Origin of the sequence: Desulforadius tongensis, from assembly GCF_016907915.1 — a bacterium.
Taxonomy (GTDB): Bacteria; Bacillota; Desulfotomaculia; order Desulfotomaculales; family Desulfohalotomaculaceae; genus Desulforadius; species Desulforadius tongensis.
Genome location: NZ_JAFBCW010000027.1, coordinates 13,436 through 40,231 on the forward strand (window position 1 = coordinate 13,436; position 26,796 = coordinate 40,231).

Genomic DNA, 26,796 nt, shown 5'->3' on the forward strand with positions numbered 1-26,796 from the left:
ATTTGGTATACTCAATATGGGTAAAATCTAGAATAAAATTCTGATGCTCAATTTCTTACTGCTTTAAGGGAGTGGCTGCTTTGAAAAAGGCTTTGATTATATATAATCCGACCAGCGGTAATCACAGTTTTCCCCATCAGATTGACCAGGTAACAGAAGCCTGTCATTCTTTTGGCTACTTACCAACCTTTTACCGCATCGGGCCGGAGTTAGACTACGACCGGGTTTTTAATACCATAGACCAGTATCAAATACTGTTTATATCCGGGGGAGACGGTTCGGTGAGCCGGGCGGTAAACCGGCTGCTGCGTGCCGAAGCTGACCTGCCGGTGGGAATTATTCCCTCCGGTACGGCCAATGACTTTGCCACTGCCCTGGGTTTGGAGCGGCAGCCGGGCACAGCTGTTAGAAGGCTGCTGGCGGGGGATGTGGTTAACGTGGACATCGGCCGCATAAACGACCGTTACTTTGTTAATGTGGCCAGTGCCGGTGTGCTTACTACCATATCCCAAGAGGTGAATAACGCTATCAAAAGCCGCCTGGGCATTACCGGTTACTATCTTAAAGGCCTGGAACATGTGTGGCAGGCATCTCCCATATCGGTAACAATTGAAGGTGAAGGTTTTAAAATAGATGGGGAGATAATGCTGTTTTTAGTTCTCAATTCCACCACTGCCGGCAGCATTAGAAATGTTGCCCCCCATGCTGCCATTGCCGACGGTAAGTTGGACTTGGTGGTGCTGAAAAAATGTTCCCCGGCTCAGTTGGTACCGCTGCTTTTACGGGCTTATGAAGGGCGGGGGGCACACCTGCAGCACCCGCTGGTGGAATACCATCAAACCCGGTGGGTGAAGGTCAGCTCTGAACAGAATATTAAGACCGATATAGACGGTGAGCCCGGCCCGGATTTACCGCTGGACATTGAAGTTCTGCCCGGCCGTTTGAAATTAATGACGCCGGCGCTTAAGTAGTGTTAAAGGATTGGAGGTAATATTATACTATGGCCGTTGTTGAAGTACAGATTATTCCCATTGGTACAGCAGCACCCAGTCTTAGCAGCTATGTAGCTGGCTGTGTATCGGTGTTGAAAAAATACCGGCACCTGACCTACCAGCTTACTCCCATGGGTACCGTAATTGAAGGAGAATTAAATGATATCCTGGACGTTGTACGTGAGATGCATGAAGTACCCTTTGATAATGGAGCGATGCGGGTGGTTACTACCATTAGGATAGATGACCGCAGGGACAAGCAGTTAACCATGAACGGTAAAGTGGAATCGGTAACCAGTAAGATGGAGAAGGACAGCCGGTGAAATGCAGTATTATGAAAGACTGGTAAACAGCTTAAAAAGGGGCGTAATTTCCCCGGTATACCTTTTTTACGGGGAAGAAATCTACCTGCGGGAGCGGGCGGTGGAACGCTTTAAAGAGTTTTTACTGCCCCGGGGAGCGGACTTTAACATGGATGTGCTGGATGGTGAAAGCATCACCCCCGCCGAGGTGGTGAGCGCAGCCAGCACTCCCCCTTTTATGGCCGAGCGCAGGTTGGTGCTGGTAAAAAACCCCCCCTGGTTTGCCGCTGACAGTGGTAAGGGCGCAGCGGCAAACCGGGAAAAGGAAGCCGCCGGCGTAAAGCCCCTGTTGGACTATTTGGCCAACCCGTTAACCACAACCTGTCTTATTTTTCAAGGGCAGACCGCTGACCGGAGGAAAAAAATATTTAAGGCTGTGGAAAAGGCCGGCCAGGCCATTAACTTTACGCTGCTCAAGCCGGCGGAACTGGCAGGATGGTTGGATGAACAGTCCCGTTTGCGGGGTATAAAAATAGACAGGCGGGCTAAAGAACTGCTGATTACCGGTACCACCAGCGGTTTGACCGGTTTGATTTCCGAATGGCAGAAGTTAATCACTTATATAGGTGAACGAAAGAGTATTTCGGTGGATGATGTAAATCAAGTGGTGCATCGCTCGGTGGAATACAAAATTTTTGACGTGCTGGATGCCATCGGGTCCCGCCGCTGCGGAACTGCACTGGCGGGGATTAGAGATTTGCTGGCCAATAAAGAACCGCCCCAGGTTATTTTAGCCATGGTGGCCAGGCAGTTTCGCCTGATGCTGCAGGTTAATGAATTGGCCGGCACAGGCCTGCCGGCGGCAGAAATTGCCAAACAAATCAATGAAAAACCTTACCCGGTAAAAAAGGCCCTTAAATTAGGGAAGAACTTCAGCCGCCGGCAGTTAATAAGTGCGTTAACCGGTTTAGCCCAGCTTGATGCGGATATAAAAACCGGCCGGGTGGAATTTTACCCCGGCCTTGAAGGACTGCTGCTCAGCATGGTTGAATAACAAAATAAACGGGCGCCGATACGGTGGGTACCAGGCGCCCTAAAATAATTTAATTAAAACCCATAATTAAAAACACCCTTAGGGTGTTTTTACATTATTTTCGCATTAATTCTATCCGGCTTGGCGATTAAAACGCTTGGTTAAACGGGATTTTTTACGGGCTGCTGTGTTTTTATGTATAACACCCTTGGTTACGGCTTTATCCAGCGCTTTTAATGCTTTCTGCAGCGCTGCCTTGGCGTTATCCATGTTTGCCGAAGCCAGAGCCTCTTCAAATCGACGGATTGAAGTACGCATTGCTGATTTAATACGTGCATTGCGCAATGTGCGTTTCTTGATTGTGCGTACCCGTTTGGCCGCAGATTTAGTGTTAGGCAATTTATTCACCTCCCCAACGTGCACAATTTTACCACGCTCATCAAAAAAAAGCAAGAACCTAAGGTATATCATTCCCGCAAATGGTTAAATATATAGATAGATTTTTTTGAGGGGGTGAAAAATTTGATTGGATTAATTGTCAGGTTTATAGTATCAGCTTTAGTTTTGATGGCTGTAAGCTATCTTTCCCCTGGTTTTGTAGTACAGGGTGGATTTACCGGAGCACTTATAGCTGCTATTGTAATTGCAGTGCTGGGGTACATAGCAGAAAGTTTGCTTGGTGACAAGATATCCCCGCAGCGTCGAGGAGTAGTGGGATTTATAACCGCGGCAGTTGTAATTTACCTGGCCCAATTTATTATTCCCAACCTTTTAAGTGTAAGCATACTGGGAGCACTAATTTCAGCTTTCGTTATCGGTCTTATAGATGCCATTGTGCCAACTGTGGTGCGATAGGGTAAAATACATTGGTAAGCCTTGAAAAGTAATGGTGCTTTTCAAGGCTTTTGTTTTATTCATAGGCTTGTTTTCCCCGGCATATCTATAGCAGTAGAAAGGGCTGGGGGGAAAAGTATTGAGCTATACCAGGGCAGTGCGGTATCACCGCCGGCAAATAATTTTAAAAAAAGTTCGCTTGTACCTGTACCGTTTGCTGGTGGTGGTCATGCTGCCGGTACTGTGGTGCAACCCCTACCGGCCGGTTGTTGTACAATCCCTGTCCGTGCTGGCCGGCGATTTTTTAAACGTGGCTGTAAATTATACCGGTAAAACTCCCCGCGGCATTATAGATTATGCTCTGCCGGTAGTTGCCTGGAACGACCAGAGATCCGGCAGTAGATCCACCCCGGAAGCGGCCTTGTCTGCCTTTATCACTGCGGCCGGAATAGATATTAAAGAGCCGCAGAATATGTTGAATGCGCAGATACCTCTTTTGGCCGGTGTGAACCGGAGAAATAGTCAAGGGGTACAGCCGGGAGAGATAAAGCCCGCAGCAGGTGAAAAAGAAAAACAGGCCCTGGCAGATATTGAAAAAGAGGATCAAGACCGGGTTATGGCAGATATGAAAAGCCCGCCGTTGGTGGCAGTATACAACACGCACACCGGTGAAACCTATGCTTTGACCGACGGTGTGGAGAGGTTGAACGGCAAAAGAGGTGGGGTGGTGAAAGTGGCCGCGGCTCTGCAAAAACAACTGCAGCAAAAGTACGGCATAGGGGTTATCCGTTCCGATGTCATTCATGATGCCCAATATAACCAATCATACATAGAATCGGAGAAAACAGTGCGCCGGCTGCTGGAGCGGTATAAAGAATTAAAATTGCTGCTGGATATACACCGGGATGCCGGGCGTTCCCGGGCGGACAGTTATGTAAAAATAAATGGTCAAAAAGTGGCCCGGATTATGATTGTTGTTGGTTCCGATGCCAGAAGACCCTTTCCCAACTGGCAGCAAAACCTGGCCATGGCCCGCAAACTGACAGAAAAAATGGACCAATTGTACCCGGGGCTTTCCCTTGGTATAAGGGTAAAAGAGGGCCGGTACAATCAGCAGTATCATACCGGCGCGCTGCTGCTGGAAATAGGGTCGGTAAAAAACAGTACCGAAGAAGCGGTGCTGGCGGCAGAACTGCTGGCCGATGTGGTGGCGGCGGTGCTGAATGAATAAAGTTATTAAAGCTGTTTAAAAAGCACATCCTGTAATTAGGAGGTGCTTTTGGCATGTTAAACCATAAGGTAATAAAACTGTGTCTATTTGCGGCTGTGATGGTAATTTTTCTGGCTGCCCATATATCATTACAAAACTTTAATCAAGACACGGGATTTACACCGCCGCTGCAGATGGTATCACTGCGGCAGATTGATGACTCCGGTTGGCGCCTGGCGGTTTTGGGACACAGTTATAACTTACAAAGTCAGCAGCTGGATAAATTAAGCCGGCTGTTAAGCAGATACCACTTCCAAATACCGGCAGAACAGTTATACCAGCTGGTGGAGGTAAAGTGCCGGTTATGGTATAGAAACGGGCAAAACGCTGTGGAGGAACTGGGGGATAGCTGGCAGAGAGTGTTAGACGGTGAAACACTGCGGGCAGTCAAATGCCGGGCCGCTAATTTAGTTAAAGAGTTTGGCGAAAAGGATTGAAAGCAGTGAAATTCAGCATAATAAAAAGCGGCACCCTCAGAGGATGAAAAGCTGCGATACCATTTTTCAGGATAGTTGCTTAGTGAGGAAATATGGTGCTATAATATATCAATATGCGCGGATATTTATATGCTTTTGTTAATTTGAAGGAGGAAAGTCTTGATGGCAATTAGTCAAGACCGCATTCGCAACTTTTGTATTATAGCCCATATTGACCACGGTAAATCCACCCTGGCCGACCGCCTGCTGGAGTTCACCGGCACCCTTACCAAACGGGAAATGCAGGAGCAGGTGCTGGATACCATGGAACTGGAGAAAGAGCGGGGCATTACCATTAAAATGCAGGCCGTGCGTTTAATTTATAAAGACAAAAGCGGCCAGGAGTACATGTTAAACATTATCGATACCCCCGGCCATGTTGATTTTACTTATGAAGTTTCACGCAGCCTGGCGGCCTGTGAGGGAGCGCTGCTGGTGGTAGATGCTTCCCAAGGTATTGAAGCCCAGACACTGGCAAACGTTTACCTGGCATTGGAACACGATTTAGAGATCATTCCGGTAATAAACAAAATAGACCTGCCCAGTGCCGAACCCGACCGGGTAAAACAAGAAATTGAAGACGTGATAGGGCTGGATGCCTCTGATGCTGTACTGGCATCAGCTAAAACCGGCCGGGGCGTGGAAGAAATACTGGAGCAGATAGTAAAAAAAATACCGCCCCCGGGGGGGAACGATAAAAATCCCTTAAAAGCACTGATATTTGATTCCAACTACGATTCTTATAAAGGGGTCATTCCTTATATCCGGGTAAAAGAAGGAACCATTAAAAAGGGAATGCAGATTCGCATGATGGCCACCGGGGCCCAGTTTGAAGTTACCGAAGTGGGTATTTTTCGCCCGGCCCCCACTGTTGTTGATGAATTAAAAGCCGGCCAGGTTGGCTTTATAGCGGCCAGTATTAAAAATGTAAAGGAATGCCGGGTGGGAGATACCATCACCGATGCCCACAGACCGGCGGACAAGCCGCTGCCCGGGTATAAAAAGGCCACCCCGATGGTATTCTGCGGCTTATACCCGGTAGAAAATGCCAATTATGACAGCCTGCGGGATGCTTTAGAAAAACTCAGCCTCAATGACGCGTCGCTGGTTTATGAACCGGAAACATCCGATGCTTTAGGTTTTGGATTTAGATGCGGCTTTTTAGGGCTCCTGCATATGGAAATTATACAAGAGCGTTTAGAAAGGGAGTACCGGTTGGAAATTATCACCACCGCTCCCAGTGTGGTTTACCATGTTTACACCACCGGTGGCGGGATGGTGCAGGTTGAAAACCCGTCTAAAATGCCCGGTGCCGGTGAAGTGGAACGGGTGGAAGAGCCCTTTGTAAAGGCTACCATTATGGTGCCCAAGGATTACGTGGGTGCGGTAATGGAATTGTGCCAAAACCGCCGGGGGATATTTAAAAATATGGAATACATGGGCATGACCAGAGTGATGCTCACCTATGAGCTGCCCCTGGCAGAAATTATTTTTGACTTTTTTGACCAGTTAAAATCAAGTACCAGGGGCTACGCTTCGCTGGACTATGAAATGAGCGGATACCGGGAAACCAACCTGGTGAAAATGGATATACTGGTTAACAATGAGCCGCTGGATGCCCTTTCCTGTATTACCCACCGGGATAAAGCGTATCAACGGGGACGGGCGCTGGTTAGAAAGATGCGCAAGTTGATACCCAGGCATCACTTTGAAATTCCCATCCAGGCGGCCATAGGCAATAAAATTATAGCCAGGGAAACGGTACGGGCGCTGCGCAAGGACGTGTTGGCCAAGTGTTACGGTGGAGACGTTACCCGGAAACGTAAACTGCTGGAAAAACAAAAAGAGGGTAAAAAGCGTATGAAACAGGTGGGCAGTGTGGAAGTGCCCCAGGAAGCTTTTATGGCGGTACTTAGTGTTGATGACGACGAGTAATAAAGATGAAAAAAGTTATTTTCAGCGGTTGAGATTAAGCAGACAATGTGCATACATTAAATGTGTGCACATTTGTTTTTATAAGATTAACGCCTTATTAAAACGGTATACCGCCTTACAAAAGCCACCGGTTTAGTAAGGTAACCTTTTCAGGGCAGCGAACAAATCAGCTGCAGTTTTAAAAACAATTAAACAGGAAAAGCTATGTAATATACCATTGTTTTTCCTGATAACGGGAGAATAGGTATGGACATTGGATTATATATACATGTACCCTTTTGCCTGCAAAAATGCCGCTATTGCGACTTTGTTTCTTATCCTTATAATAAAGATGATGCCCGCAGTTACCTGCAGGCATTGGAACGGGAAATGCAGTATTATGCCCGGCGGTTAACACCCGGCCGCCGAGTGAGCACGGTATTTATAGGCGGCGGTACCCCCACCGTTTTGGAAACAGGTGATTTAACCAAACTGCTGGAAAATGCCCGGCGCTATTTTCAGTGGTCAGAGGATGCAGAAGTAACAGTGGAAGCAAACCCGGGCACGATAAACAAGCACAAGCTGTATATGCTGCACCAAATGGGAGTAAACCGGTTGAGCCTGGGAGTGCAGGCCTATCAAAGCAGACTGCTGAACCTGTTGGGCCGGGTTCACGATTACCGGCAGGTTTTACAGGGAGTAAGTGCAGCCCGGCAGGTGGGGTTTAATAACTTAAACTTGGATTTGATTTTTGGCATACCGGGCCAGTCCTTGAAAGACTGGCAGGAATCTTTGGCTATGCTGGCGGATCTGCAGCCGGAACACCTGGCCTGTTACAGTTTACAGTTGGAAGAAGGAACACCTTTAGCTGCAGCGGTTGAACGGGGAGAAGTAACCCCCTGCCGCGAGGAACTGGAACTGAAAATGTATAACAAATTAATTGATTTTTTAACCGCCAGGGGTTACCGGCACTATGAAATTTCTAATTTTTCTAAACCGGGCTGCCAATGCCGGCACAACCTTCTTTACTGGCATAATGGTGAATACCTGGGGTTGGGACCGGCGGCGCATTCACATTTGGATATGCAGAGGTGGTCTAATACAGCCAGCATCCGGCAGTACACCGGTCAGGTGCTGAAAAACGTTCCGCCGGTGACTGAAAGGCACAAGCTGACAAAAAAGGATGTTATGATAGAAACGGCTTTTATGGGCCTGCGGCTTTTGCAGGGACTGGACCGGAATGAATTTTACCGCCGCTTTGGTCAAAGGATAACCGATGTATGGCCGGAAGAAGTTAAAAAACTCTGCCACCAGGGTTTACTGGAGCTGACCGATACACATTTGAGGCTGACAGGTAAGGGGTTAAGGCTGGCTAATCTTGTCTTTAGAGAGTTTGTTTAATTCCAGTAATTGTATTCCATAATTTAACAACAGTCCTTGACAAAAAATTAGTCAGGTGCTATTTTAAATTGTAGGTTCTTAGCACTCGATGCGGTAGAGTGCTAACAGGAGGTGGTTGTTGGTGAAGATGGATGATCGCAAAAAGAAGGTACTGGCCGCCATTATTCATGATTATATTCAGACTGCCGAGCCGGTGGGTTCTAGAACAATTTCCCGCAAGTACAAATTGGGAGTAAGTCCCGCCACCATTAGAAATGAAATGGCTGACCTGGAAGAACTGGGGCTTATTGAGCAGCCTCATACTTCAGCCGGGCGGGTTCCTTCTGATTTGGGCTATCGTTATTATGTGGATCATCTAATGGAACCGGAAAAACTAACTCCCAGTGAAGAAGAACTTATAAAACGCAGTTATGAGGATAAATCACAGGAAATTGGCAAATTAATCGTTCGCACCGGGCAGCTGCTGTCCCGGTTGACCAATTACACATCGATGGTAATGGGTCCTAAAAGGGGAAGGGTTGCTGCCATTAAGCATATTCAGCTGGTATCCATGACCCCAACCAAGGCAATGGTTATTGTGGTGCTGGATACGGGTTCGGTACATCACCAGCTTATAGATGTGGCAGAGAATATTACCCAGGCTGATTTGGATCAGGTATCCAAAATATTAAACGCTAAGTTATCCGGCCTGAATATGAAACGGATTAAAATGACCATTTTGAGTGAAATATACCTGGAACTGGCTAAATATAAGAGCTTTATGGATGCTGCCCTTGAGCTGCTGCAGGATCACCGGGGGTATGATACCGAGGACAAGATTTACCTGGTGGGGGTATATAACATTCTTAATCAGCCCGAATTTCATAATATTGAAAAACTAAAGACGCTGTTATCGCTTTTAGAGCAGGAAAAGCTGCTGCATGAAATTTTAGTTGATAAACAAAGCGAAGGACTGACTGTGCGCATAGGCGTGGAAAACAGCTGTGATCAAATAAAGGACTGTACCATGGTAACCGCCACCTATCAGATAGATGACCAGATAATAGGTTCCATCGGCGTGTTGGGACCTACACGGATGGAATATGCCAAAGTGATAACCATTGTGGATCACATGGCTAAGGTATTAAACAAAACACTGGAAGAAATGAAAAGATGGAGATAGAAGGAGAGGAAGGGTAACTTGAGTTTGAAGCAGCAGGCCAGCCAGGGAGCGGAAGTAAATGAGCGACTGGCGGCGTTAATAACCAACTCCAATGCTGTACGGGCTATTGCTTCGGCGGTGGAGGGCACCCTGGGGCCCAAGGGACTGGACACCATGCTGGTGGATCGTTTCGGTGAGGTTGTCATTACCAATGACGGGGTTACCATTTTGAGCATGATGGAAGCCAACCACCCGGCGGCTAAAATGGTGATCAACATTGCCAAATCCCAGCAGGAGGAAATTGGTGACGGTACCACCACTGCCACCGTAATGGCCGGTGCTCTGGTTAGTACAGGGGTGGAGCAGGTGTCTAAGGGGGTGCCTGTGGCCCGGGTTATTGAAGGTTTGAAAATGGGGCTGCAGCGCGCTCAACAATTAATAAAGGAGCAGGCACAACCGGTAAGTGACATTAATGATCCCCGCATACGCCAGGTGGCGTTGGTGGCAGGGCGGGCGCACCAAGACATCGCTGACCTGGTGGTACGGGCGGCAGTTTTAATTGGTGAGGAAAAATTAAAAGACAGGGCCTTTAAATTGTCAGATACCATTTTGGCCGAAGAAGGGGCAGAAAATAGTGTGTTCATGGGCGTTATTATTGGCAAGGAGCGCATGAACCAGCAGATGCCCAAGGATTTAGAGAATGCCAAGGTGTTAGTGATAGATGATGCCCTGCAGCCGGAAGAAATCGGCGAAGAGGCGCTGGGTACCGAAAGCGGTTTTGCCCGCTACCTGGAACTGCAGGAGGAATTTCGCAGGAACATTCAAAAGATCATCGATTTAGGTGTCAAACTGGTGCTGGTGGATCGTGGAGTTGACGATGCAGCTGAAGAGATACTGACGGATGCCGGGGTAATGGTGCTGCAGCGGGTGGCCAACAAAGAACTGCGCATGGCGGCCGAGCACTGCGGTGCACGGTTAATTAAGCGTACCGGTTTAAAAAAGCCCCTGGAAGAACTGGCTAAATATGCAGGCAGCGCTGAGCGGGTAAAAAGCGAGGAAAAATTGGAACAGGTTTGGATAATGGGGGGAAGCGGTAAGCCCATGGCCACTGTACTGGTTGGCGCTGCCACTGCGGAAGTGGTGGGAGAGCGCAGCCGCATAGCCAAAGATGCGGCGGCAGCGGTACAGGCAGCGGTACGGGGTGGAATAGTACCCGGCGGCGGAGCCTTGGAGCTGGCGGTGGCCAGGGAAGTGGAGAAAATGCGCGAGGGCATAAAGGGCATGACTGCCTTTGGTGTTGACTGCGTAGTGGAGGCGTTGAAACGCCCGGTATCTCAAATTATAAGCAACGCCGGTTTTAACCCGCTGGAAAAGATAGCAGATGTTAATGCGGCCCAGGTGGAGCAGGGTAAGGTTTCCCTGGCGGTAAACTGCGATACCGGGGAAGTGGCAGATATGTATGAACTGGGTGTTGTAGACCCTGCGCTGGTAAAAATACATGCTTTAAAGGCTGCGGGGGAAATTGCCGAAGCCATCTTACGCATAGACACCATTATTAAAATGCGTGACGAAAATAAAGACAGTGAACAAGACGGGGGCTTAGAAGTTTAATAAGTAAATTAGTGAGGTGTTTTTTTTGGCTGATGAGGTTAAAAAAGATGAAAATTTAACAGTTGAACCTCAAGAGGATGTGCTGGAAGAAGAACAGCAGGGTGAAAACAGTGAAAATGAAGAAGCGGCGGAAGAAAAAGTGCCGGAAACACCCTCTGTTGAGGAACTGCAGCAGAAGTTGATTGAAAAAGAAGCCCAGGCGGAGGATTACTACAACCGGATGCTGCGGATACAGGCTGACTTTGAAAACTTTCGCCGGCGTTCCCGGCAGGAGAGGGAAGAACTGCTGAAATATGCCGGAGAAGAGGTGATAAAGAAACTGCTGCCGGTGCTGGACAATTTTGAAAGGGCACTGGCGTCAGCCGCCAATCCCGGTGATGACTTTGTTTCCGGGGTAGAAATGATTTTCCGCCAGCTGCAGGAAATATTAAATAAAGAAGGGTTGGAAGTTATACCCAGCCGGGGAGAGCAGTTTGATCCCAACAAACATGAAGCAGTGATGCAGGTAGAAAGTGAAGAACATGATGAAAATATCATTGTTGAAGAACTGTGCCGTGGTTACATGCTGAAAGGCAAAGTAATCAGACCAGCAATGGTTAAAGTAGCTAAGTAATATTTTACGTATTACGTACAGGAGGTAGATTGCAATGGGCAAAGTAATAGGTATTGACCTTGGTACCACTAACTCCTGCGTAGCCGTTATGGAAGGCGGCGAAGCAGTGGTAATTCCTAATGCTGAAGGTGCTCGTACCACCCCCTCTGTGGTTGGCTTTTCTAAAACCGGAGAACGCCTGGTGGGCCAGGTGGCCAAAAGACAGGCGGTAACTAACCCTGAGCGCACCATTATCTCTATTAAACGCCACATGGGAACCGATTATAAAGTTGATATTGACGGTAAGCAGTATACCCCGCAGGAAGTTTCAGCCATGATTCTGCAGAAACTGAAAGCTGATGCGGAAGCATACCTGGGAGAAAAGGTGGAAAAAGCCGTTATTACCGTTCCGGCTTACTTTACTGACTCCCAGCGGCAGGCAACCAAAGATGCCGGTAAAATTGCCGGTTTGGAAGTGCTGCGGATTATCAACGAGCCCACCGCCGCAGCCCTGGCTTACGGCTTAGATAAAGAAGATGATCAAACAATTCTTGTTTATGACCTTGGCGGCGGTACTTTTGACGTGTCCATCCTGGAACTGGGTGACGGGGTCTTTGAAGTTAAAGCTACCAGCGGTAACAACCGCCTGGGTGGTGATGACTTCGACCAGCGCATTATCGACTGGATGGTGGCAGAGTTTAAGAAGGAAAACGGTATCGATCTGAGCAGAGACCGCATGGCCATGCAGCGCCTGAAAGAAGCGGCAGAAAAGGCTAAGATTGAACTGTCCGGTGTAATGACCACCAACATTAACCTGCCCTTTATTACTGCCGGTGAGGATGGTCCCAAACACCTGGACTTAACTCTGACCAGGGCCAAGTTTGATGAGCTGACTGCAGATTTAGTGGAAAAAACCATGGGGCCCACCCGCCAGGCTATGGCAGATGCCGGCTTAGAGCCCAAGGATATTGACAAAGTACTGCTGGTGGGCGGTTCCACCCGTATTCCGGCGGTGCAGGAAGCAATTAAAAAATACATTGGTAAAGAGCCGCACAAAGGCATTAACCCCGATGAATGTGTAGCCATTGGTGCTGCTATTCAAGCGGGTGTGCTGGCCGGTGAAGTTAAAGACGTACTGCTGTTGGACGTAACACCGCTGTCCCTGGGTATTGAAACGCTGGGTGGGGTGTTTACCCGTCTCATTGAGCGCAACACCACCATTCCCACTTCCAAGAGCCAAATATTCTCTACCGCTGTTGACAACCAGCCGTCGGTAGAAATTCACGTGCTGCAGGGTGAAAGGGAAATGGCAGCGGACAACAAGACGCTGGGCAGATTTACACTGGATGGAATTCCGCCGGCTCCCCGGGGAGTACCGCAAATCGAAGTTAAATTTGATATTGACGCCAACGGTATTGTAAAAGTATCCGCCAAAGATAAATCCACCGGTAGGGAACAAAAAATCACCATTACCAACAGCGGCGGGCTGAGTGAAGAAGAAATTCAAAGAATGGTTAACGATGCTCAAAAATATGCCGAGGAAGACAAGAAGCGCAAAAAAGAAGTAGAAGTGCGCAACAACGCAGACAGCATGATTTACCAGGCTGAAAAGGCGGTTAAAGAATTTGGCGACAAAGCTGATAAAACCCAAGTGGAAAAAATTAATAAAGCCATTGAAGAACTGCGCGCTGCTTTAAACGGAAGCGACATTGAAGCCATTAAACAGAAGACCGAGGCCTTAACCAAGCCCCTTCACGAATTGACCACCGCCATGTATCAGCAGCAGGCCCAGGCAGGTGCCCAAACCGGTGCCCAATCTGCCGGCCGGCAGAATGATGACAGCGTGGTGGATGCGGAATATACAGTTAATGATGAAGACAAAAAAGACAAATAATGCATAATGTAGTATAATAAAAAGATGGTTTGGCAGGGGAGAGTTTCTCCCCTGCGTTTGCGTAAAGACGGTTAAATGTACCTTGTTTTAATTATCTAAGTTTAAGTTAGGTGGTGACACCGTTGAGCAAAAGGGATTATTATGAAGTGCTGGGTGTTTCCAAAAACGCTTCTGCAGAGGAAATAAAAAAAGCATACAGGAAGCTGGCCCGGAAATACCATCCCGATGCCAACCCCGGTGACAAAGAGGCGGAGGCCAAATTTAAAGAACTTGCTGAGGCTTACTCGGTGCTCAGCGACCCGGATAAACGGGCCCAATATGACCAGTTCGGTCATGCCGGAGCTGACGGCCAGGGCTTTGGCGGTTTTGATTTTGGTGGTTTTGGGGACTTTGGCGGCCTAAACGATATTTTTGATATTTTCTTCGGTGGGGGAGGCAGCCGCCGTACAGGTCCCCAGAGGGGGGCAGATTTAAAAATAAGCCTGGAACTATCCTTTAAAGAGGCCGCCTTTGGTGTAGAACGGGATATTCAGGTACCCCGCACTGAAAGGTGCGAAACCTGCGACGGTTCCGGTGCCGCCCCGGGCACAGCGCCCAAAACCTGCGGAATATGTCACGGCACCGGGCAGGTTAAACAGGCGGTGGATACCCCCTTTGGCCGGATAATTCAGTCCCGCACCTGTACCAATTGTCAGGGCAGCGGCCGGGTGATCGAAAGACCGTGCCCCACCTGCCGGGGATCGGGACAGGTACGCCGCGTCCGCAGCATACACGTTAAAATACCGGCCGGTGTGGACAACGGCAGCAGAATAAGATTGGCCGGTGAAGGTGAACATGGCGCCGCAGGCGGCCCGCCGGGAGATTTGTATATATTTATTTCCGTACGCCCGCACAAGATATTTAAACGGGATGGTAATGATATCTTTTGTGAAGTGCCCATTAACTTTGCCCAGGCAGCGCTGGGTGATGAAATAACGGTACCCACGTTGGATGGTGAAGCGGAGCTGAAAGTGCCGGCGGGCACCCAAACCGGCACCATTTTCCGCATGCGGGGTAAAGGCATACCCTATATTAACGGTGGCGGGCGCGGTGACCAGCATGTACGGGTAAAAGTGGTTACTCCCACCAAATTAAGTGAACGCCAAAAAGAACTGTTGAGAGAATTTGCAGCCTTGTCCGGTGAAAAAGTTCCCCAGGGTGAAGAAAAAGGTTTCTTTAAGAAGGTAAAAGATGCCTTCATTGGATAAAAATAACTCCAAAGGGGGATAATTAATATTGAAATGGTTGGAAGCTGCCGTCCACACCCCGCCAGAAGGGGTGGAAATGGTTGCACTGATATTTGAAGAATTGGGCAGCGGCGGGGTAGCTATTGACGACCCCGCCCTTATTTATAACAAAATGCAGTCCGGGGAATGGGATGTATGCGAGTACCCGGAAGTGGAATTAAAACAGGAAATGGCGGTGGTTAAGGGCTACTTTCCCCTGGACAGCGGCACCGCCGATCTGCTGGCAGAGTTGAAAAAGCGCATCAGCAGCGTGGGTATAGAGCCCAAGATTTTTAACAGGGAAGTAAAGGAAGAAGACTGGGCCACCGCCTGGCAGGCCTACTATAAACCCTTTAAAGTGGGCAGAAAATTTTTAATTAAACCCTACTGGGAAAAGATAACCCCGGAGCCGGGGCGTTTTATTTTGGAACTGGACCCGGGCATGGCCTTTGGCTGCGGCACCCACCCCACCACCAGCATGTGCCTGGAATTTATAGAAGAATGCATCGGCGGCGGTGAAGAAGTGTGTGATGTGGGCACTGGCAGCGGGATACTGGCCGTTGCCGCCGCGAAACTGGGAGCCGCCCCGGTGGTAGCGGTGGATATGGACAAAACAGCGGTTAAAGTGGCCCAAAAAAATGTGCGGTTAAACGGTGTGGAAGATAAAGTGCAGGTGCTGCAGGGAGACTTATTATCCGGGTACAGCAGGCAGGCCGACGTGATAATTGCCAACATAGTGGCGGATGTAATTATTAAACTGGCTCCCGGTGCTGCCAAAGCGTTGAAAGAAAAGGGCTTTTTAATAACCTCCGGGATAATTAATCACCGGGAAGAAGAAGTTCTCGCGGTGCTGCGGCGGGAAAACTTTGTACTGGAAGATAAAAAATGCAGCGGTGATTGGAGAGCGCTGCTGCTGCGTAAAAAGTAATTTTAGACCCCCAGTGGAGGTTTATTTTTAGGAGGAAGTGGTTTGGCTCGTTTTTTTGTAGATCCTGCTAACATAACAGAAAAACAAGCTCTTATTACCGGGCCCGATGTGAAACATATTAAAAAGGTACTGCGCCTAAAAGAAGGGGATAAAATAATCCTTTTGGATGGTTTGGGCCACCAGTATCAAGGGAAGATCAGCCGTCTGGAAAAGGATGCCGTATGGTGTGATAACCTGGAGCAGACAGAAGCCACCGGGGAACCGCCGGTACACATTACCATGGTGCAGTGCCTGCCCAAAGCGGATAAAATGGAGCTGGTGATTCAAAAGGGCACTGAATTGGGGGTAAGCCGTTTTATTCCCCTGCAGTGCAGGCGATCAGTGGTGAAGCTGAATGAAGAAAAAAGTGCCCACCGGCAGCAGCGCTGGCAGCGGGTGGCGTTGGAAGCGGCAAAGCAGTGCCGGCGCCCGCTGGTACCCCGGGTGGAAAAACCGATGCATTGGCAGGAGGTACTGAATGAAGTGCCGGAAGATGCTCTGCTGCTGCTGCCGTGGGAAGACGAAAGGGCGGTATCCCTGCCCAAAGTGTTATCTTCGGCGTGTCTTTGGAAAAAAGTTTATATAATTATCGGCCCGGAAGGCGGTTTTGAACAGCAAGAAGTGGAGCTGGCCAGGCAGTACGGGGCGAAAAGCGTATCTCTGGGCCCGCGCATACTGCGCACGGAAACCGCCGGGCTGGCCCTGGCCAGCATTATTATGTACCTGTACGGGGATTGGAAATGAAAAACGGGGGGACAAAGGTGCAAAAAACAGTGGCTATACATACACTGGGCTGTAAAGTAAACCAGGTGGAATCCTCCGCCATTGCCGAAATGTTTAAAGAAAACGGTTATCGCCCGGTGGATTTTGACCAACCGGCGGATGTTTACATAATTAATACCTGTACCGTTACCCATTTGGGTGACCGCAAAAGCCGTCAATTGATTAGACGGGCGGTAAAAACTAATCCCGGGGCGCTGGTGGTGGTGACCGGTTGTTATGCTCAAACATCCCCGGGGGAAGTGCTGGAAATACCCGGGGTGGATCTAGTGGTGGGTACCGGGGATAAAAACAAAATTGTTAAACTGGTGGAACAGGCTGTTAATAAAAACGCCGGCCCTTTCAATGCAGTGACAGATATATTTAAACAAAATAACTTTCAAGAAATGCCCACCGCCGCCGACAGTGGAAAAACCAGGGCCTTTATTAAAGTGCAGGAGGGATGCAACAATTACTGTGCTTACTGCATTATCCCTTACGCCAGGGGCCCGTTAAGGAGCCGGCAGCCGGAAAGTATAGTTAATGAAGTTAAAAAGTTAATTGCCAACGGTTTTAAGGAAATTGTGCTCACCGGCATTCACACCGGGGCATACGGTTTGGACTTTAAAGACGGCACCGAACTTTCCACTTTAGTAAAACAACTGGTGCGGTTGCCCGGTTTGAAGCGGCTGCGGCTGAGTTCGGTGGAACCAAATGACATTACAGAGGAATTAATAGCAGTGGCTTCTTCGGCGGAAGTTTTTTGCAGACACCTGCACATACCGCTGCAGAGCGGTGACGACGATGTTTTAAAATCCATGCGCCGCCGCTACACCACCGGGCATTTTGCAGGCTTAATAAGCAGACTGCGGGAAAGGATACCCGGCATTGCCATTACCACCGATGTAATTGTGGGATTTCCCGGCGAAACTGAGCAAATGTTTGAAAACACCTATCAATTCTGCCGGGAGATGGCTTTTTCCGGTATGCATGTGTTTAAATACTCCCCCAGAAAGGGTACTGCTGCCGCCGATTTTCCCCACCAGGTACCTGCCCCGGAAAAGGAGCGGCGCAGCAAAAAACTTATTCAGCTGGGAGCGGAAATGGCGGCAGATTATGCCCTTAAAACAGTGGGAAAAACAGTGGAAGTGCTGGCAGAACAGCAGGTGGAGGGCAGCCCGGGTCATTGGGAAGGGCTGACGGACACATACCTGCGGGTGGAGTTTCCCTGTGCAGGTAATATCCGGGGCCGGCTTGTTAATGTACAGGTTACCGAATTTAGGCAGGGAAAATTGTATGGTAAAATAAACTAACTGCAAGAAGGATTTATTATTCACTTGTTGAATATACTCTATTATATAAAAAAGGATGTAATACTTTGTTAAAAAACAGGTTATCATCCTGTGCAGAGGTTTTTTCGGGAGGAGGTGCAAGTTTGGCGGACTGTATTTTTTGCAAAATTGTCAACAAGGAAATACCTGCCGAGGTTATCTACGAAGATGACCGCATTATGGCCTTTAAAGATATTAACCCGGTGGCACCGACACATGTTCTGCTCATCCCGAAAAAGCATATATCAACACTGCTGGATCTTCAAGCAGGGGACGGCGGCATCATGGGGCATATTGTCGTAACCGCTCAAAAACTGGCCAAGGACCTGGGCTTGGAAGAAAAGGGGTTCCGCCTGGTTTCAAACTGCAAGGAAGAAGCGGGACAGACTGTTTTTCACATTCATTTTCACCTGTTAGGCGGCAGGCCCTTTGAATGGCCCCCGGGTTAAATCTAGACATTGACTTCTTTGGGAATGTCATTGTATAATTTTATAGTATTTTTTAAAAGGGATTGGTTTGATTATGTACTCTCTGGATGGTTTTGGCGGAGGGAGGGAAGAAAGTGGCAGAAGTTAGAGTAGGTAAAAACGAAACACTGGACAGTGCCCTCCGGCGTTTTAAGCGTAGTTGCCAGAAGGCTGGGGTATTGGCCGAAGCACGTAGGCGCGAAACTTACGAAAAGCCCAGTGTTAGGCGCAAGAAAAAAGCGGAAGCTGCTCGCAGAAATGCAAAACGTCGCTCTTTTAGATAGTTAAAGACTTTTAAAGTGCCTGGTATGCTCAGCGTGCCGGGCATTTTTTAATCTCTGCCGGAACTTATAACCAAATATTAGTAATTATTTCCCCTTCTGCGGCATAAAGTTAAGCCGAGGAGGGGATTTTTTTATGGCCTGGCAGGACTTCAAAAAGCGCATCAAAAGACAGGTTTCAGATTTTTTAGAAATTCCCAGGGATGTAATGCTGGATCTGCCGAAGATTGTGCTGGTTGGCAGCCTGCAGGTGTTTATTGAAAACCACCGGGGCATAGTTGAATACACATCGGAAACGGTAAGAGTAATTGTTGGAGACGGAGAAATAAGTATCGCCGGGGAAAATTTATCCTTAAGAAATATAACGGCGGATGAAATTATAGTGGAAGGCCAAATAAAAAGATTAAACATTGACAACTGATCGACGGGGGAGGGAAAAGGGTTGTTTTTGTTCAGACTGATGTCCTATCTTTTCGGCCATGTTTCCCTGCTGGTGCAGGGAGAAGCGCTGGAAAAATTTATTAATATGGCTTCCGGCCGGGGCATTTACCTGTGGGATATTACCAAAGTGGGAGCGGACAAAATAATGGTGCGGGTGAGGCTTTCGGGAATTAAACCCCTAAGACATATTGCCCGCAGTACGGGCAGCAGGTTTAAAATTGAATCCCGGGAAGGGATGCCTTTTGTTTTCCAGCGGATGAAGAAACGCAAAGTGCTGGTTGTTGGTGCGCTGATCTTTCTGGCTGTGCTGTACATGCTGTCATCATTTATTTGGTTTATAGAAGTTACCGGAACCAGCAAACTGGCCCCAAAAGAGGTTTTAAAAGCAGCACGGCAGGCCGGTTTGGCCCCGGGGGTAATGAAGCGCAGTGTTGATACCTCTGCGGTGGAACGGGCTGTAAAAGATAGATTACCAACGGTATCCTGGGTGGGTGTATACATTAAAGGGACAAAGGCCGTGGTGGAAATTGTAGAGAAAAAAATACCCGAGGGGGTAGGGAATCAACAACCGGCCCATATAGTGGCTAAAAAAGCCGGGTTGGTAAAAGAAATTTTAGTGCTGTCCGGCCAACCGGCGGTAAAAGAAGGAGATACCGTGGTGGCGGGCCAGGTGCTGATTTCAGGGGAAATAATCCCGGCAGAAAAACCGGAAAGTGAACTTAATGACCAAATGCCAGAAGAAATACCTGCTCCCATCGCCCAGCCCAAGTATGTCCATGCCAGGGGGATGGTGCGGGCCAGGGTATGGTATGAAGGCTATGGAGAAGCACAGCTGGTGGAAAAGGGAAAAAGGCCTTCCGGTAAGCGGGTGGAGCGTGTCTGCATGAAAATTGCAGGTAAGGAAATAATTTTAAAAGGGCCGCAGGAAATTCCTTTTCAAGAATATGAAACCAAACAAGAGGTTAAAAGCCTGCCAAAATGGAGGAATATTTCCATCCCCGTCGAAGTTATTAATATTCAGTACCTGGAATTGGTTCCGTACCGGGACCAGCGCACCCTTTCCGAAGCCCGGAAGCTGGCTGAAGAAAAAGCCTTATCTGCGGTAAGGGCAAAAATGCCTGACGGGGCAAGAATTTTAGAGCAGAGGGTGGAGCGGGTGGAAACGGGACAGGAAGAAAATCTGGTACGAGTAAAGGTATTTGTAGAGTCGTTGGAGGAGATAGGGCAGGAGAAGGAGTTTAATCCTTAGCGGCAGTTTTTCGTTTTAATTGATATTCCAGAGGGGGTTATTATATATATTGCAGCAGAATACCAGAGCCATGATTACCTTGGATGACATCAGGGAAGCGGCAGAAATATTTGGCCGCCATGATGAAAACCTTGTACATATCGAAAAAATGTTGGATATTAAAGTGGTGGCCAGGGAGGATAAACTGGTTATTACCGGTGCACCGGATTCGGTGCGTGAGGCGGAGCAGGTGATAGAACAGCTGAAGGATTATTCCCGGGCCGGAAACCACATCACCCTGCATGATATAAATTACGCGTTAAAGGTGGTGCGCTCCGGCAGGGGGGATAAACTGGCGGATTTAGCGAAAGATGTAGTGGTGATTACCGCCCGGGGAAAACAGGTTAAACCAAAAACCCAGGGCCAAAAACAATATGTTGATGCCATTAGAAAATACGATGTGGTATTTGGCATCGGCCCGGCCGGTACGGGTAAAACTTACCTGGCTGTGGCGCTGGCCGTTGCCGCTTTGCGAAATAAAACGGTATCACGCCTGGTTTTAACCAGGCCGGCGGTGGAAGCGGGAGAAAAACTGGGCTTTTTGCCGGGGGATCTGCAGGAAAAGGTAGACCCTTACCTGCGGCCCCTGTATGACAGCCTGTATGACATACTGGGTTTAGAAACCACTCAAAAATACCTGGAACGAAATATCATTGAAGTTGCTCCTTTGGCTTACATGCGGGGACGTACCTTGGACAACTCATTTATTATTTTGGACGAAGCGCAAAACACCACGCCGGAACAGATGAAAATGTTTCTCACCCGGTTGGGATTTGGCTCTAAAGCGGTTATTACCGGGGATATTACCCAGGTTGACCTGCCGCGGGGTCAGAGATCGGGGCTTATTGATGCGCAGAAAAAGCTCAGTGATGTTGAAGGATTGACATTTTACCATATGACCGGGGCAGACATTGTACGTCACCCGTTGGTGTACGAGATAATTAAAGCTTACGACCTGGCAGAGCAGGCGAAAACTGGTGGGGAGTGAAAACATGATTCCCTTAAATAAAGTTGGCGGCACTGTGATGCAGAGCTTGACATTTTTGGTTAAACATCGCAGGGTGCGCCGGGGAAGCGCTGCCGTCTTTTTTATGCTCGTTTTTACACTACTGCTGTCTTTGGATTTCTTTACCAGCAAAGTGGATCTGCGGGAAGGGGATGTGGCCCCTTACGATATTTTAGCGCCGAGAAGCGTGGAATATATAGATCCTGTAAGCACTGCCGAATTAAGACGCCAAGCGGCGGAAAAAGTAGAAAAAATTTACACCGTAGATGACCGGGTAACACTGGCCGTACAGAGTGAAATTACTGATTTAATTGAAAAGATAGTATCGGTACAGATTGATGACACGCTGGACAGGGAAAATAAAATAAAAGCGTTAAAAGAGATTATACCCTTTACACTGTCGGAAGAAGTTTTAAACAACCTGGCGCTGGCCGCACCGGAAGATGTGAGACTGGTGAAGGATAAGGTCAGCAAGCTGATAGCCGGCAGAATGATAGCGGGTATTAAAAAAGAAGAACTGGATACTGCCCGGGATGAATTGATTGCCAAAACAGCCAAACTTGGTTTTAGCCCCGGCTTTCAGCAGTTTGCAACGGAATTGGTACAAAATTACCTGCGGCCCAACCGTTTTTACAACGCGGAGGAAACGGAAGCGAAACGGAAGCTGGCAGCAGAAAAAGTTGAGCCCGTAAAAATTCAAATTAAGGCCCAGCAGAAAGTGGTGGAAGCGGGAGATGTGGTAACCCGGCAGGATATTTTGGAACTGCAGGCGCTGGGGCTGCTGCATGCCAAGCAGCCGTGGACATCCCTGGTTGGACGGGCCCTGTTAGTTGCCGCTTTAATGGCGGCGGTGCTGTTTTATTTAAGGCAGCAGAACCGGGAAATTTATCACAACGTGGGCCAGCTGTACCTGCTGGGTATAGTGGTATTTATTGTTGTGACGGTATCCAAAGTGCTGGTGGCGATAGAAATTGCCCGCTGGCCGGAACTGGGGGCGCTGCTGGGCTATATGGCGCCGGTTGCTGCAGCGGGGATGCTGATAGCAATTCTGCTGGAATACCGCCTGGCGGTGCTGATGGTGGCTGTAATCAGCTTGTTTATCGGTGTAATGACAGATAATCAACTAAACTTTAGTTTGGTGGGTTTTCTAGGCGGCATGACCGGTGTTTACAGTGTTTCCAAACTGAGCCAGCGAGGGGATTTGGCCCGGGCGGGGTTGTATACCGGCATTGCCGTGATGCTGTCCATTATCGTCGTTGGGATGGTGGAGGAAACTCCCTGGCGCTTATTGCTGGTGTCAGCCGGTGTGCTGGGGTTGTCCAACGGTTTGTTATCCTCGGTACTGACCAATGGTGCCCTTCCCTACCTGGAGTCAACCTTTGGCATTACCTCCTCGGTTAAGCTGCTGGAGCTGTCCAACCCCTGTCACCCGCTGCTGCGCAAATTACTGACCGAGGCACCGGGAACGTATCACCATTCCATTATTGTGGGCAATCTGGCTGAAGCCGCCACCGAGGCGGTGGGAGGTGACCACCTGCTGGTGCGGGTGGGCGCCCTTTACCATGATATCGGTAAAGTAAAGAGGCCGTACTTTTTTATAGAAAACCAGCTGGCCGGCGAAAATCCCCATGAAAAAATCGCCCCCAACCTGTCAACCCTGATATTGACATCTCATGTTAAGGACGGGGTGGATTTGGCCAGGGAGTACAAACTGCCCCGGCGGGTTATAGATATTATTGAGCAGCACCACGGGACAAGTTTGGTGAGGTTCTTTTACAATAAAGCGCTGGAAGGGGATCGCGCTGAAACGGTAAAAGAAGAGGATTTTCGCTATGACGGGCCCAAGCCCCAAACCAAGGAAGCGGCTATAGTAATGCTGGCCGATTCAGTGGAAGCTGCCGTTCGCTCCATGAAAAATCCCACCTCCGGCCAGGTGGAGGGGTTGGTAAGGAAGCTGATTAAACAAAAGCTGATGGACGGCCAGTTAGATGAATGTGATTTAACATTAAAGGATTTGGATACCATAACTAATAGTTTTTTACAGGTGCTGTCCGGGGTATTTCATTCCCGGATAGAATACCCGGACATGCAGCAGGAAATGGAAAGGAGAAAAACCAGAGGTGCCGGTTGTCGTAAGTAATTTACAAAAGGTTATACAGGTGGAACAGCGGTGGGAAAATATGGCGGTAAAGGCAGTTGAAAGGGCACTGGCTTTGCACAACCGGGCTGATGCCGAAGTCAGTTTGGTTTTTGTGGACGATGAATATATCCACCAGTTAAATCGTGATTACCGGGGGGTGGACAGGCCCACCGATGTGCTTTCCTTTGCCATGGATGAAGGGGAAGAAATACCGGAAAGTGAAGAGGTGGGCCATGTGCTGGGGGATGTGGTTATTTCACTGCCCAGGGCTCAAAAGCAGGCCCAGGAATACAACCATTCCCTGGAACGGGAAATTGCCTTTTTGGCAGTGCACGGTGCACTGCACCTGCTGGGATATGATCACCAGACAGAAGAGGATACCAACACCATGCGCCGGCAGGAGGAAGGTATATTATCAGAATTGGGTATAAGTAGGGAGTAGCGATGTTATCCCGTTTTAAATGCAGTTTGGGTTGGGCGGTGGCAGGGATACTTTATGCCGTTAAAACCCAACCCCACATGCGCTTTCATTTGCTGGCCGCCGTGCTGGTAACGATAGCCGGTTTTTGGTTTCAAATATCAGCCGGTGAATGGCTGCATGTTGCTTCTGCGGTGGCCCTGGTTTGGGTGGCAGAACTGGTGAATACAGCTTTGGAATGTGCGGTGGATATGTATACCAAAAATTATCACCCGCTGGCCAAAGCGGCAAAGGATGCTGCCGCGGGAGCGGTGCTGGTGGCAGCCGTCAATTCCCTGGTGGTGGCCGGGATAATATTTTTGCCCCGGATAATTAATTGATTCAGGAGGTGGAAGCTTTGGCTCATAAATCCGGTTTTGTAGCCCTGGTGGGCCGCACCAATGTGGGAAAATCAACCCTGTTAAACCAAATGATCGGGCAAAAAGTGGCCATCATGTCGGACAAACCCCAGACCACCAGGCATAAAATTCACTCCGTTTTAACCAGAGATGATGCTCAGGTGGTTTTTTTAGATACTCCCGGCATACATAAACCGAAGCATAAGCTTGGTGAGCACCTGGTAGAGGTGGCATTCAGCACTCTGCAGGAAGTGGATTTGGTGCTGTTTATGACCGAGGCCACCGCTTCGCCGGGCCGCGGCGACCGGTATATTTTGGAACAGATGCAGGGATTAAAAACGCCGGTGTTTTTGGTGCTGAATAAGATAGATTTAATTAGTAAAGACAACCTGCTGCCTTTGATAGACGAGTATAAAGACCTCTATCCCTTTGCCGAAATTGTTCCGGTATCTGCTTTAAAAGGGGAAAACACCCAAAGATTGATTGATGTGTTAATAGAATATTTGCCTGAAGGGCCCCGCTATTACCCGGAAGGAACGGTCACCGACCGCCCGGAAAGATTTATTATGGCAGAGTTGATTAGAGAAAAGGTTTTGCATTTAACCAGCGAAGAAATACCCCACTCGGTAACGGTTGATATTGAACGGTTGGAGAAGAAACGTGATGACCTGGTTGTGGTTAGCGCCGTTATTTATACCGAGAGGGAATCGCAAAAGGGGATATTAATTGGCAAAGGCGGCAGAATGCTGAAAAAAGTGGGAAAACTGGCCAGGGAGGAAATTGAGAGCCTGCTGGGCTCCCGGGTGTACTTGGAACTGTGGGTAAAGGTTCAAAAAGACTGGCGCAACCGCCCGGAGCACTTTAAAAATTTTGGCTATACAGATTAGCATTTTATTGACATGCTTAATTTTAGCAGATAAACTAGCTAGGGGGATCGATTAGAGCCTTCGTTTAAGAAGGCTTTTTCACTGCTGTTTTAGTTTTTTTATAAAATTTTCGGGTTGAGGAGGTAAGTAAATGGACGCTGACCCCGGAAGTTTGCGCAACAACCAAATAATTAAGGAGCGTCTAAACTTACCCCTTCAATTACAGGCGGTAACGATGGGCGCTCCGTAAAGAAAGGAGAGTGCTCATGTGTTAAAACCGGAAGAAAGATTAGAAATATTAAAGTGTTTAAATCAGAACTCTTATGCAGAACTGCGCCAGTGTCTGAAGGAACTGCACGCGGCGGATATTGCCGAGCTGCTTCCCACCCTGGCTCTACCCCAGCGCATTAAAGTTATGCGCCTGGTTGACAAAAGCAAGGCTTCTGATATTCTTTTTCAACTGCATAAAGATGAACTGCCGCCGCTGCTGGAAGGTCTTGGCCCCAAGCGTACCGCTGAGATAGTGGGGCAGATGTTTACAGACGATGCCGCCGATTTGCTGGGGGAACTGCCGGAAGAGCAGAAAAACATTTTGCTGGGATTGATGGAAGCGGCAGAGGCTGAAGACATTCGTGAACTGCTGCGTTATGATGTGGACACTGCCGGTGGTTTGATGGCCACCGAGTATGTTGCCGTGAAAAAAGATATTACTGCGGCGGAGGCCATAAATATACTGCGTAAAATTGCCCCCGATGCCGAAACGGTTTATTATGTATATGTTACCAATGAGCGGGAACAGCTGGTTGGAGTAATATCTTTGAGGGAGTTAATCGTAGCCCGGCCCGATACACTTATTGAAGACATTATGCGCACCAAAGTGATAAGTGTACACGTGCGCACCGACCAGGAAGAAGTGGCCAAAATGATGTCTAAATATGATATTTTGGCCGTTCCGGTGGTCAATGACGACATGCAGCTGTTAGGTATTATTACCTTTGATGATGTGATGGACGTTATGGAAGAAGAGGCCACCGAAGATATGATGCGCCTGGCGGGCAACATCGAACCCGAAGGGCAGGAAATGGAGAGCAGTTTTTGGACCAGGGCCGGTAAAAGACTGCCCTGGCTGATCGGTTTATTATTTGGGGAATTGTTAGCGGGAAACGTTATCGGCAGTCTTTCTGAAACGCTGGAACGTATGACCGCGCTGGCCTTTTTTATCACTGCCCTGGCCGGCGGCCCGGGTAACGCCGCTTCACAATCCCTTACAGTGGTGGTCAGGGGATTGGCAACCGGAGAAGTAAGCAAAAACAAGATCTTATCTGTGGTGTGGAAGGAAACCCAGGTGGGTCTGCTGGTGGGGGTGGTATGCGGAACGCTGCTGTCGGTAATGGCTTACATATGGCAGCAGTCAACAATCCTGGGCCTGGTGGTGGGCCTGTCCCTGGCCGTATCTATAGTGATAGCAACTGTGCTGGGCAGCATGGTGCCGGTGATGATGAACCGCCTGGGAGTGGACCCGGCGCTGGCATCGGGCCCATTCATTGCCACCCTGATGGATATTACCAGTATGATGATTTACTTCGGCCTGGCCACGCTTTTAATACTGTAAAGGAATCGAGTAGGAGGGAGTGATTAACTCCCGTCCTCTCACACCACCGTACGTACCGTTCGGTATACGGCGGTTCATGTTGTGGAACGAAGTTCAT

27 protein-coding genes are annotated in these 26,796 nt (G+C 48.7%); 26 read left to right on the forward strand and 1 reads right to left on the reverse strand.

Going from position 1 to position 26,796, the window contains the following annotated elements; translation table 11 throughout:
- The first annotated feature begins 80 nt into the window (after positions 1 to 80).
- The 3 genes from JOC37_RS10380 to holA are packed head-to-tail and all read left to right on the forward strand — an operon-like array spanning position 81 to position 2,348.
- Complete coding sequence (locus JOC37_RS10380; RefSeq protein WP_204618672.1) at positions 81 to 971, forward strand: diacylglycerol/lipid kinase family protein; 891 nt, start codon at positions 81 to 83, stop codon at positions 969 to 971.
- A gap of 29 nt (positions 972 to 1,000) precedes the next feature.
- Complete coding sequence (locus JOC37_RS10385; RefSeq protein WP_204618674.1) at positions 1,001 to 1,315, forward strand: MTH1187 family thiamine-binding protein; 315 nt, start codon at positions 1,001 to 1,003, stop codon at positions 1,313 to 1,315.
- Position 1,316: 1 nt separating this feature from the next.
- On the forward strand, positions 1,317 to 2,348 hold the full coding sequence (gene holA, locus JOC37_RS10390) for a DNA polymerase III subunit delta (RefSeq protein ID WP_204618676.1): 1,032 nt from the start codon (positions 1,317 to 1,319) through the stop codon (positions 2,346 to 2,348).
- Positions 2,349 to 2,459: 111 nt separating this feature from the next.
- Here the strand turns inward: holA and rpsT are convergent, their stop codons facing one another.
- Entirely contained in the window at positions 2,460 to 2,726 is a 267-nt protein-coding gene (gene rpsT, locus JOC37_RS10395; protein ID WP_204618678.1) for a 30S ribosomal protein S20, read from the reverse strand.
- A 123-nt stretch (positions 2,727 to 2,849) separates the two neighbouring features.
- On the opposite strand from rpsT, the gene JOC37_RS10400 reads away from it, so the two are divergent.
- The 23 genes from JOC37_RS10400 to mgtE all read left to right on the forward strand — a co-directional run bounded on the left by JOC37_RS10400 (position 2,850) and on the right by mgtE (position 26,699).
- A complete protein-coding gene (locus tag JOC37_RS10400) occupies positions 2,850 to 3,182 on the forward strand; it encodes a phage holin family protein (protein WP_204618680.1) in 333 nt (110 codons plus the stop codon).
- A gap of 118 nt (positions 3,183 to 3,300) precedes the next feature.
- Positions 3,301 to 4,392, forward strand: coding sequence for a stage II sporulation protein P (spoIIP, locus tag JOC37_RS10405; RefSeq protein ID WP_204618681.1), 1,092 nt, complete (start codon positions 3,301 to 3,303; stop codon positions 4,390 to 4,392).
- 53 nt (positions 4,393 to 4,445) lie between these two features.
- Complete coding sequence (locus JOC37_RS10410) at positions 4,446 to 4,868, forward strand: hypothetical protein (RefSeq protein ID WP_204618683.1); 423 nt, start codon at positions 4,446 to 4,448, stop codon at positions 4,866 to 4,868.
- Between the two features lie 162 nt (positions 4,869 to 5,030).
- Complete coding sequence (gene lepA / locus JOC37_RS10415; protein ID WP_204618685.1) at positions 5,031 to 6,842, forward strand: translation elongation factor 4; 1,812 nt, start codon at positions 5,031 to 5,033, stop codon at positions 6,840 to 6,842.
- Between the two features lie 246 nt (positions 6,843 to 7,088).
- On the forward strand, positions 7,089 to 8,222 hold the full coding sequence (gene hemW / locus JOC37_RS10420) for a radical SAM family heme chaperone HemW (RefSeq protein WP_204618687.1): 1,134 nt from the start codon (positions 7,089 to 7,091) through the stop codon (positions 8,220 to 8,222).
- A 121-nt stretch (positions 8,223 to 8,343) separates the two neighbouring features.
- Complete coding sequence (hrcA, locus tag JOC37_RS10425; RefSeq protein WP_204618689.1) at positions 8,344 to 9,384, forward strand: heat-inducible transcriptional repressor HrcA; 1,041 nt, start codon at positions 8,344 to 8,346, stop codon at positions 9,382 to 9,384.
- A gap of 18 nt (positions 9,385 to 9,402) precedes the next feature.
- On the forward strand, positions 9,403 to 10,974 hold the full coding sequence (locus JOC37_RS10430) for a TCP-1/cpn60 chaperonin family protein (RefSeq protein ID WP_204618690.1): 1,572 nt from the start codon (positions 9,403 to 9,405) through the stop codon (positions 10,972 to 10,974).
- Positions 10,975 to 10,999: 25 nt separating this feature from the next.
- Positions 11,000 to 11,587, forward strand: coding sequence for a nucleotide exchange factor GrpE (gene grpE, locus JOC37_RS10435; protein ID WP_204618692.1), 588 nt, complete (start codon positions 11,000 to 11,002; stop codon positions 11,585 to 11,587).
- 34 nt (positions 11,588 to 11,621) lie between these two features.
- On the forward strand, positions 11,622 to 13,460 hold the full coding sequence (gene dnaK, locus JOC37_RS10440; RefSeq protein ID WP_204618694.1) for a molecular chaperone DnaK: 1,839 nt from the start codon (positions 11,622 to 11,624) through the stop codon (positions 13,458 to 13,460).
- Between the two features lie 122 nt (positions 13,461 to 13,582).
- A complete protein-coding gene (dnaJ, locus tag JOC37_RS10445) occupies positions 13,583 to 14,707 on the forward strand; it encodes a molecular chaperone DnaJ (RefSeq protein ID WP_204618695.1) in 1,125 nt (374 codons plus the stop codon).
- A 28-nt stretch (positions 14,708 to 14,735) separates the two neighbouring features.
- Entirely contained in the window at positions 14,736 to 15,653 is a 918-nt protein-coding gene (prmA, locus tag JOC37_RS10450) for a 50S ribosomal protein L11 methyltransferase (RefSeq protein WP_204618698.1), read from the forward strand.
- Between the two features lie 42 nt (positions 15,654 to 15,695).
- Positions 15,696 to 16,436 (forward strand): 16S rRNA (uracil(1498)-N(3))-methyltransferase, encoded by a 741-nt coding sequence (locus JOC37_RS10455; RefSeq protein WP_204618699.1) that lies wholly within the window; start codon positions 15,696 to 15,698, stop codon positions 16,434 to 16,436.
- 17 nt (positions 16,437 to 16,453) lie between these two features.
- Positions 16,454 to 17,764 (forward strand): tRNA (N(6)-L-threonylcarbamoyladenosine(37)-C(2))-methylthiotransferase MtaB, encoded by a 1,311-nt coding sequence (gene mtaB / locus JOC37_RS10460; RefSeq protein WP_338017376.1) that lies wholly within the window; start codon positions 16,454 to 16,456, stop codon positions 17,762 to 17,764.
- A gap of 122 nt (positions 17,765 to 17,886) precedes the next feature.
- The gene (locus JOC37_RS10465; protein WP_204618703.1) at positions 17,887 to 18,231 is read left to right on the forward strand and encodes a histidine triad nucleotide-binding protein; all 345 of its coding nucleotides are present in this window, start codon (positions 17,887 to 17,889) and stop codon (positions 18,229 to 18,231) included.
- A 113-nt stretch (positions 18,232 to 18,344) separates the two neighbouring features.
- Entirely contained in the window at positions 18,345 to 18,533 is a 189-nt protein-coding gene (rpsU, locus tag JOC37_RS10470; RefSeq protein WP_204618705.1) for a 30S ribosomal protein S21, read from the forward strand.
- Between the two features lie 133 nt (positions 18,534 to 18,666).
- Entirely contained in the window at positions 18,667 to 18,951 is a 285-nt protein-coding gene (gene yqfC / locus JOC37_RS10475; RefSeq protein ID WP_204618706.1) for a sporulation protein YqfC, read from the forward strand.
- Positions 18,952 to 18,972: 21 nt separating this feature from the next.
- A complete protein-coding gene (yqfD, locus tag JOC37_RS10480; protein WP_204618708.1) occupies positions 18,973 to 20,220 on the forward strand; it encodes a sporulation protein YqfD in 1,248 nt (415 codons plus the stop codon).
- A gap of 49 nt (positions 20,221 to 20,269) precedes the next feature.
- Entirely contained in the window at positions 20,270 to 21,247 is a 978-nt protein-coding gene (locus JOC37_RS10485) for a PhoH family protein (RefSeq protein WP_238480875.1), read from the forward strand.
- Positions 21,248 to 21,251: 4 nt separating this feature from the next.
- Complete coding sequence (locus JOC37_RS10490) at positions 21,252 to 23,405, forward strand: HD family phosphohydrolase (RefSeq protein ID WP_204618710.1); 2,154 nt, start codon at positions 21,252 to 21,254, stop codon at positions 23,403 to 23,405.
- Complete coding sequence (gene ybeY / locus JOC37_RS10495; protein WP_204618712.1) at positions 23,386 to 23,847, forward strand: rRNA maturation RNase YbeY; 462 nt, start codon at positions 23,386 to 23,388, stop codon at positions 23,845 to 23,847. Before JOC37_RS10490 ends, ybeY begins: the two co-directional genes overlap by 20 nt.
- 2 nt (positions 23,848 to 23,849) lie before the next feature.
- A complete protein-coding gene (locus tag JOC37_RS10500) occupies positions 23,850 to 24,203 on the forward strand; it encodes a diacylglycerol kinase family protein (protein WP_204618714.1) in 354 nt (117 codons plus the stop codon).
- Positions 24,204 to 24,211: 8 nt separating this feature from the next.
- Positions 24,212 to 25,108 carry a GTPase Era gene (gene era, locus JOC37_RS10505; RefSeq protein WP_204618723.1) on the forward strand — a complete coding sequence of 299 codons (897 nt, stop codon included), beginning with the start codon at positions 24,212 to 24,214 and terminating at the stop codon, positions 25,106 to 25,108.
- A 247-nt stretch (positions 25,109 to 25,355) separates the two neighbouring features.
- Positions 25,356 to 26,699 (forward strand): magnesium transporter, encoded by a 1,344-nt coding sequence (gene mgtE / locus JOC37_RS10510; protein ID WP_204618716.1) that lies wholly within the window; start codon positions 25,356 to 25,358, stop codon positions 26,697 to 26,699.
- Positions 26,700 to 26,796: the final 97 nt, after the last annotated feature.

Bases quoted from the DNA above. Each gene is read 5' to 3' on its own strand.
- JOC37_RS10385 (WP_204618674.1), top strand. From the start codon at position 1,001: ATGGCCGTTGTTGAAGTACAGATTATTCCCATTGGTACAGCAGCACCC.
- holA (WP_204618676.1), top strand. From the start codon at position 1,317: ATGCAGTATTATGAAAGACTGGTAAACAGCTTAAAAAGGGGCGTAATT.
- JOC37_RS10410 (WP_204618683.1), top strand. From the start codon at position 4,446: ATGTTAAACCATAAGGTAATAAAACTGTGTCTATTTGCGGCTGTGATG.
- lepA (WP_204618685.1), top strand. From the start codon at position 5,031: ATGGCAATTAGTCAAGACCGCATTCGCAACTTTTGTATTATAGCCCAT.
- hemW (WP_204618687.1), top strand. From the start codon at position 7,089: ATGGACATTGGATTATATATACATGTACCCTTTTGCCTGCAAAAATGC.
- dnaK (WP_204618694.1), top strand. From the start codon at position 11,622: ATGGGCAAAGTAATAGGTATTGACCTTGGTACCACTAACTCCTGCGTA.
- yqfC (WP_204618706.1), top strand. From the start codon at position 18,667: ATGGCCTGGCAGGACTTCAAAAAGCGCATCAAAAGACAGGTTTCAGAT.
- JOC37_RS10490 (WP_204618710.1), top strand. From the start codon at position 21,252: ATGATTCCCTTAAATAAAGTTGGCGGCACTGTGATGCAGAGCTTGACA.
- JOC37_RS10500 (WP_204618714.1), top strand. From the start codon at position 23,850: ATGTTATCCCGTTTTAAATGCAGTTTGGGTTGGGCGGTGGCAGGGATA.